Below are 218 nucleotides of genomic sequence, written 5' to 3' on the forward strand. Positions count from 1 at the left end.
GCGTCCCGACCGAGGCAGGCGAGGCAAGAACGGAACTCTTCCTGATAGTCGCCATGGTCCAGGAGCGAGGCGCCCCCGGCAATGACGAGCTGGGCATCCGGCCGGATGGCGCGGACCTGACGAAAGGCTTCGAGAATACCAAGGGTGTTCTTTCGCGCCTCGATGCCGCCGACACTGAGGAAGATCGGCCCGCTTCCCAGCTGCAGCCTGTCGCGCAG

At 65.6% G+C, this 218-nt stretch carries 1 protein-coding gene; it reads right to left on the reverse strand.

Annotated elements, in window-relative coordinates; genetic code table 11:
- Positions 1-218, reverse strand: a 218-nt coding sequence (locus AF337_RS41260; RefSeq protein WP_152971303.1) for a glycosyltransferase, incomplete at both ends; no start/stop codon positions are given.

This window comes from Rhizobium ecuadorense (genome assembly GCF_001187535.1).
Lineage (GTDB): Bacteria > Pseudomonadota > Alphaproteobacteria > Rhizobiales > Rhizobiaceae > Rhizobium > Rhizobium ecuadorense.